The organism is Pontibacterium sp., assembly GCF_041587635.1.
Taxonomy (GTDB): Bacteria; Pseudomonadota; Gammaproteobacteria; order Pseudomonadales; family Balneatricaceae; genus Pontibacterium.
On the sequence record NZ_JBFGYC010000195.1, the window covers coordinates 1 to 6,581 of the forward strand.

General features: G+C 49.5%; 8 protein-coding genes. 6 read left to right on the forward strand and 2 right to left on the reverse strand.

Going from position 1 to position 6,581, the window contains the following annotated elements; genetic code table 11:
* Positions 1-319: 319 nt before the first annotated feature.
* The 6 genes from ABYW01_RS10930 to ABYW01_RS10955 all read left to right on the forward strand — a co-directional run bounded on the left by ABYW01_RS10930 (position 320) and on the right by ABYW01_RS10955 (position 4,366).
* On the forward strand, positions 320-1,333 hold the full coding sequence (locus tag ABYW01_RS10930; RefSeq protein WP_372832677.1) for an LLM class flavin-dependent oxidoreductase: 1,014 nt from the start codon (positions 320-322) through the stop codon (positions 1,331-1,333).
* A gap of 221 nt (positions 1,334-1,554) precedes the next feature.
* The gene (locus ABYW01_RS10935) at positions 1,555-2,214 is read left to right on the forward strand and encodes a TIGR02466 family protein (RefSeq protein ID WP_372832680.1); all 660 of its coding nucleotides are present in this window, start codon (positions 1,555-1,557) and stop codon (positions 2,212-2,214) included.
* Between the two features lie 135 nt (positions 2,215-2,349).
* Positions 2,350-2,847 (forward strand): Crp/Fnr family transcriptional regulator, encoded by a 498-nt coding sequence (locus ABYW01_RS10940; RefSeq protein WP_372832681.1) that lies wholly within the window; start codon positions 2,350-2,352, stop codon positions 2,845-2,847.
* Positions 2,848-2,865: 18 nt separating this feature from the next.
* Complete coding sequence (locus ABYW01_RS10945; RefSeq protein ID WP_372832682.1) at positions 2,866-3,345, forward strand: transcription elongation factor GreAB; 480 nt, start codon at positions 2,866-2,868, stop codon at positions 3,343-3,345.
* A 30-nt stretch (positions 3,346-3,375) separates the two neighbouring features.
* Complete coding sequence (locus ABYW01_RS10950; RefSeq protein WP_372832684.1) at positions 3,376-3,879, forward strand: M48 family metallopeptidase; 504 nt, start codon at positions 3,376-3,378, stop codon at positions 3,877-3,879.
* Positions 3,880-3,928: 49 nt separating this feature from the next.
* On the forward strand, positions 3,929-4,366 hold the full coding sequence (locus ABYW01_RS10955) for a DUF3010 family protein (protein ID WP_372832686.1): 438 nt from the start codon (positions 3,929-3,931) through the stop codon (positions 4,364-4,366).
* Between the two features lie 90 nt (positions 4,367-4,456).
* On the opposite strand, the gene ABYW01_RS10960 is transcribed toward ABYW01_RS10955, so the two are convergent.
* A complete protein-coding gene (locus ABYW01_RS10960) occupies positions 4,457-5,254 on the reverse strand; it encodes a response regulator (RefSeq protein ID WP_372832688.1) in 798 nt (265 codons plus the stop codon).
* Positions 5,255-5,343: 89 nt separating this feature from the next.
* Positions 5,344-6,581: FAD-binding oxidoreductase (locus tag ABYW01_RS10965; protein WP_372832689.1), on the reverse strand; the 1,238-nt coding region annotated here is incomplete at its 5' end.

A 6,581-nucleotide genomic window follows, 5' to 3' on the forward strand; every position in this document is an offset into this window, starting at 1 on the left:
ACACATCTGGTCTACAGGCATCTCGAATGGCATTGCATCACGTACTTCGTCAATCAATTTACGCATTGCAGTTGGGGTATCTGGTTTCACGGTCAACGCTCTCTACAGCCAAAACAGTCACATGAGGCGCTCATGAAACCATATCTGGGCAACCGCAAACATGATATCCGTCAGGTATGTCTGAAATGAGCGACCTTCGTGAATGTTTCCAAATCTGAAAAGTTAAATTGCATATATGCCTATAGTTCACATCAGTTCGACTAATTATACTTAACCAATTGAATTTAAAGCCCCTCTTATATCCAAACAGGCCCTGCATATGTCCCTTAAGCTTACTGTTGTTGATCAGTCCCCGGTTCCGGGAAAAGCCCACCCTCTCAGTCCGGTGGCGCTTTCAGCGGAGTTAGCTAAAGCCTGTGATACCTGGGGATACAGCCGCTACTGGGTTGCAGAACACCACAACAGTGGCAACTTTGCCGGACCTGCGCCTGAAATCCTGATCAGCCATATCGCCAGCATTACTGAACGCATCCGTGTAGGTAGCGGTGGCGTCATGCTGCCCCACTACAGCCCCTACAAAGTCGCTGAACAGTTTCGTTTGCTGGAAACGCTGTTTCCGAATCGTATCGATCTGGGGATTGGGCGTGCGCCGGGGGGCGATGGTCTTGCCAGTCACGCGTTAGCTTTCCCGGATTCACCTTCTCACGAAGATAACTACGCACAACAGGCAATGTTACTAAAAGCATTTCTTGATAAATCAGTCCCATCAGAACACCCCTACCATGATCTGCGCGTCATGCCTGATGATGCGCCAACGCCTGAAATGTGGATGCTGGGTTCCAGTGGTGGCAGCGCATCCCTTGCCGGCCATGTCGGGATGAACATGGCACTGGCGCTCTTCATTGGCCCTGAAGATCGCCCTGTGAGTATTGTCGATGAGTATGAAGCCGCATGGCGTGAGGCCGGTCATCCCGAAGAGCCTCAATCCATGATTGCAATATCTGCCGTGTGTGCTGAAACAGAGGAGCAGGCGGCGCTGATCGCAGCTTCACAGGCATACTGGAAAGTGATGGCCTTCCGCCACGGGATTCGTGAGCCGCTAAACAGTCCGGAAGATGCTCTCAACTTAAAAGCCAAACTCAGTGTTTCTGATCAGGCGTACTTTGACGAAACTCTGGCGTCAGTGGTACATGGCACTGTTGATCAATGTCACGAACGCCTCCAAGCACTGGCCACACGCTATCGTACCAATGAGCTGGCGCTGGTAACTGTCACTTATGATTACGAAGACCGCCTGAATAGCTATCGACGTCTGGCACAACTAGTGACCTAGCAGACGAATAGGTAATAAATACCCATTTGTCCGTCGCCCCCTCCAAGCTGGCGCAATTATGCGAAATTGCTTGCTTTGCGGGGGCTCGCATTGTCCTATGCCTCTAATGTTGGCTTATCCCTGAGCCAATCTATCAACCCTCCGGGTTAATAGTGACCTAAACCACGATATGGCATATCATTTCCGGCTGTTTCTAATATACAAACCGAGTAGAGGAAAGCATGTCGGAAATTGACGTGATGATCGAAGATATTAACCTTTGGCAAACTCAGATGTTCGCCCTGAACTATCCCGATCACGATGCGATCAAAGCCGAGCTGCTGGAAGCGATTTACAGCAATCAGGAACAGCAGCAAATGCCGATTGAAAGCGAAGTTGCCACTGATGCTAAGCACGGACTCTATGAAAGTAAGCTGGACTTTCTGACCCAGCCGATCCCACCCATCCGCCAACTGCGCGGTTTTGTGGAAGACATGCTGAGCACAGTGGCAACCGCGGTAAATCAAGACTTCTGGCCCCGAGGGGCGATTGGTACTGCCGAGATAACAGAATCCTGGTATCACATCACCCAGAACGGTGGCTATCACGATGCTCACTCTCATCCCAACTGTTCTTGGTGTGGTATCTACTACGTTGATGCGGGCGAGTGCGAGATCGTGACGCGTAACGGTAGTAACCGTTTTTACGACCCTCGCTTCTGCGCTGACCAGTATCTGGATGCGGGTACAGCCTATATCAACAACAACGGCTTCTGGGACTTCCAACCGACGGAAGGTCAGATTGTGATCTTTCCTTCGTATCTCAAGCACTCCGCCCTGCCTTATTTTGGCCAGGAAGACAGGGTCGTCATCGCGTTCAACAGCATCATCAAGCTGGATTAAACATCGACGAATACTGAAAAGCCGGACCGCCCTACGACCAAAAGCTTAGGCCGCCACCCGCAATAATTTGTTGAAAATAACCGGAAAACTGTTGTCTTATGAATAGGAACAGTTTTCTGGATAAAGGGGTTAAGCATGCATGTATTAACGGGCCCCGAAGTGCTTTCACACTTCAGTATTGATTATTTCAAAGGAGCATCGACATTCGGTGCGCTCTCCGACGACACCCTGAACTGGTTGTTCCAAGAAGCCAAACTCTACGCACTTGACGCGAAAGAGGTGCTGTTTGAACCAAACGAACGCGGGGATGCGTTTTTTGTCATATTGAAAGGCGCTATCGCATACTATAAATGCCATGACGGACAATATGCCCATATCCGAGACTATCAGGCTGGGGAGCAAATTGGCTTTATGAGCATGATTGCACTTCACGACCGTGTCGGCAGTGCCATCGCCGTACAGGACAGTATCGTATTAGAGATCAATACCCACCTCTTTCACAATCTCCACGAAAAAGCCCCGCTGGACTTTGGCGTGCTGATGATGAACCTCGCCAGAGAGATGGCCCGAACACTACGTTCCGTCGATAATATCGTCGTAAAGAAGGTTCATGAACATTCGTCCAGCGAATAGATCGATCAAAGATTCAGTATGCAAATACCCAACACCATGACGTTAGTCGCCGCGATTCTGGCACAACTAGAACACACATTAGCGGATACCCAGCGCGCTGCCGACGAAGCCCGTCATGCAGCCACACATGAAGAAAGCGTGGCAGAGACGCAATACGATACCCTCGGGCTGGAGGCCTCTTATCTTGCCGAAGGCCAGTCTCGCCGTGTTGCCGAGTTACAAGATGCCGTTGCCCGATTCCACCAATTGTCGCCGAAAACATTCGGGGATGACTCCCCTATCACACTGGGTGCGCAGATTCTTCTGCGGGAAGACAATGGTAACCTTCGCCATCTATTTTTGGGACCTGCAGCCGGCGGTGTTGAGGTCACTATAGCCGGGCAGCACATTACGGTGATTTCACCCGCTTCACCGCTAGGGACTGAGCTGGTACAGAAATATGTAGGCGACGAAGTACATATCGGTCAGCATACCTGCGAAATCATAAAAATTTGCTGATCTGCGCTGAACAACCGGACGACTATATCGATGTCACAACTAAAATATCTCAATGCATATCCAGATCATCTGAAGCAACAAGTGACGCAGTTACTGAAGGATGAAAAGCTGGGTTCTTTGCTGTTAGATAAATATCCACAGCAACATCAAGTCCGAACGGATCGGGCGCTTTATGCGTTCACGATAGACCTGAAAAACAACTACCTGCGCAAGTCTGCCCCCGTCAGTAAAGTCATATACGACGACAAGATCAGTGTCACACGAGATGCACTCGGCCTGCATACACAAATTTCACGCATACAAGGCAACAAGCTGAAGTCGAAAAACGAAATACGTATCGATTCAATCTTTAAACGTGGGCCAGAGGCCTTCTTACGTATGATTGTGGTCCATGAGCTGGCCCATCTGCGGGAGAAAGATCACAACAAAGCGTTTTATAAGCTCTGTGAACACATGGAACCAGACTACCATCAGCTGGAGTTTGATCTTCGATTGTACCTTACCCATCTAGATCAGGTCGGCAAGCTCTACTGAGTCCGCTATAATGCTGCCCTCATATTAATCTTCAGGTAGAAATCTCATTATGAAAGTTTGTGGCGTTGAGCTAACCGGCAGCGAAGCTATCATTACCCTCCTCTCGCTTTCCGACGGTCTGTTTGATATTCCGGATTGTCGCCAGCGTAAGCTCACCCTGCACAACCCAAATAATCAGGAAGAGGTTCAACACTTCCAGTTTACGTTTCGTAAGCTCATGGAAGATTACGGGGTAGACTGTGCAGTTATTCGTCAGCGACCAACGACGGGTAAGTTTTCAGGCAGTGCCGTCGGTTTTAAACTGGAAGCAGCAATTCAGCTGATCGAAGGCCTTAAAGTTGTCATGACTCCTTCATCTGAAATCAAAGAACAGTTAAAGCGTAACCCAATCATGATCGACTTCCGTGAAACCGGTCTTAAAAAGTTTCAGGAACCTGCGTTTATCACTGCCTATTGTTATCTGAACCATATGCACTTCAACGGCTAAGCATTCTCTCGCTTAACCAACATTAAAAAACCCCTTCAAGGTTCTGATCTTAAAGGGGTTTTATGCACTTGCCTTGGCGTATTTTTCTATCTAATCGTTCATCATAGTCGCGAGCAACCGTCTGACAGACTCTGGCTCAAACGGCTTATCCATCATGGCGTTAACACCCGACTGCGCCACGTTGGCAAGATGAGTCTGGTTTGCTTCTGAGGTCACCATTAGAACAGGCACATGGCTGTGAGTTTCCGACCCACGAATAAACTCGGTTAACTCCACGCCATTCACTTCAGGCATGTTGTAATCCGTTACCACCAGATCGAAACTCTCACCACCCAAAATCTGTATTGCTTCAGATCCATCGGCTGCCTCAGTCATGTTGGTGATACCCAGATTACCCAATACCTTCAAAATTACCTTACGCGCCAACCTGCTGTCGTCTACGACCAACACCCGCAGTTCTTCCGGATCGTACAACTCCAGATCCAGATCTTGTGTTGTCAGCAAATCTAGCGTGGAACTGATCGCTCGAGACAGGTTTTCATGCGTGAACGGCTTCGGCAATATAGCCACAACGCCAGACTGCTTAAACTCTTCCAGTCGATCACGGCGTGCCTCACTGGTAATCAGCATAAACGGCAGATCTTCTAGTTCCTCCTGCCCACGAATTTCACGCAGCAGATCCAATCCAGTGCCGTCAGCAAAATGGAGCGAGGAAATAACAAGATCAGGACATAGTTGATCGATCCGTTCCAACGCTTCCTCTTTGCCGCTTACAAAGTCGATACTGTGCACACCCTCTCGACTTAACTCATGCTCAATCACTTTGCTCTGAGCATTAGAGGGCTCTACAAGTAAGATATTCAGGTCTGATGGTTTCAGGTCATCCATAGATACTCTCCATATCAACCGGATGCAGATAACAACGTCGATACACCCGTACAACTCCCCCAAGACTGCCTGAACAACTGCAGTCGATGCTAAATATCCAGCACCTTATCCGGGTTCATAATATTATTCGGATCCAGCGCTCGCTTCAGCGTCGCCATGATCTCCACTGCACTACCATGCTCGGTACGCAGATACTCTTTTTTGCCACTCCCGATCCCATGTTCACCTGTACAAGTGCCGCCTACAGCCAAAGCACCCTCAACAACTTTAGCAGACAATTTTCGAGCTGCTTCAAGCTCTTCATATTCAGCAGGATTAAAAACGATCAGCAGATGAAAGTTACCATCTCCAACATGCCCAACGATCGGACACAACAGATCACTTTCTTTCGCGGCTGCTTCCGCAGCCAATATACAATCCGCAAGCCGGGATATAGGCACACATACATCCGTGGTTATTGCCTTAGAACCGGGCTTCAGTGCCTGAGCTGCAAAATAGGCGTTGTGCCGGGCGGTCCAAAGCTCATTTCTGTCTTCTGTATTGTCTGCCCAGCGGAATTGGGTACCGCCATTACTGCCAGCAATTTCGTCAAATAGATCAATCTGCTCCTGAACGCCTGCGGGCGAACCATGAAACTCCAGAAACAGTGTAGGCGCTTCTGCAAAGCCTTCCAGTTTTGAGTACTTAATACAGGCTTTCATCTGTAAATTATTGAGTAATTCGATACGTGCCATTGGGATCGCAGCTTGCATCGCCTCGATAACCGTATATACCGCCCCCTCCAGATTCTCAAAACTACATACAGCCGAACGAATTTGCTCCGGTACCGGATGAAGCCGAAGCTGCACCTCAGTAATGACTCCAAGTGTGCCTTCGGCACCCACATACATGCGCGTAAGGTCATAACCTGCAGCGCTTTTACGTGCCCGGGTGCCCGTACGGATGATCTCCCCCTGAGGCGTCACAACGGTGAGTCCAAGCACCGCGTCACGCATCGTGCCATACCGCACGGCATTTGTTCCGGAAGCACGTGTGGACGCCATACCGCCAATACTGGCGTTGGCCCCTGGATCGATGGGAAAAAACAAACCGTCATAACGCAGCGCCTTATTCAGCTCTTCGCGAGTCACACCGGCCTGAACACGGCAATCCATATCTTGCGAATTGATTTCAACGATCTGATCCATCTCCGACAGATCAAGACAAACACCTCCTTGTGTCGCAAGAAGGTGGCCTTCGACGGATGTTCCGGTACCGTAGGGAATCACAGGAATATGATACTGATCGCAAAGGCGCACGATCTGCGCGACCTCTTCCGTGCAGAAGG